Here is a 576-nt window from a genome sequence, read left to right as displayed (position 1 = left end):
GGCGGGGAAGCGGCATAGGGCGCGGCGCATCCGTCGCGGAGCCACCACACCCGGCCGCGCTGCGGGCCTGCCACCACCAGCGTCCAGTACTCGCCGGGCCGGTCGCTGCCCAGCAGCGCCGAGCCGCACTGGTAGAGGCCGTGCAGCACGGGCGAATGGAGAGCGTTGTCGTGGTAGTCGTACTCCCACTGCCACTCCTCCTCGAGCGGGAAGGGCTCGGCGGGCCTGCGCGCGGCGGTGCCGTCGAACGGCTGCGGGCTCATCCAGCAGTCGGCTTCCCAGCCCGTCCAGCTGTCCGGTTTCTCTCCCAGCGGCAGCAGGCCGCCCTCGTCGGGCGGGCCGTCGTGCGTGCCGTTGGCGGTCTCGGCCACGAAGGTGCGGTACGGCTCCGGCAGCACCACGCGGTGCCGGCTCTCCCAGGCCCGCAGCGCCTTCCAGCCCAGGGGGCTGCGGCGGACCTCTACGGGGAAGGCGTCGTGGAGGAGCACGGTCGCGCTCGAGGTCTCGTCGTGCACGCGACACGAATACCACCGGCCGCCGACATCCCGGCCGCGCTTGGTGGGGCGGGGGTCGGGC

General features: G+C 74.1%; 1 pseudogene. It reads right to left on the bottom strand.

The window, feature by feature from the left end:
• Positions 1–515, bottom strand: a pseudogene (locus B7L92_RS37915) (hypothetical protein); the annotation flags it as partial.
• Positions 516–576 lie beyond the last annotated feature (61 nt).

The sequence above is a fragment of the Streptomyces viridosporus genome, assembly GCF_002078235.1.
Lineage (GTDB): Bacteria > Actinomycetota > Actinomycetes > Streptomycetales > Streptomycetaceae > Streptomyces > Streptomyces viridosporus.
The sequence above is the reverse complement of the archived record's forward strand: the minus strand, read 5'-3'. Positions and strand labels throughout refer to the sequence as shown.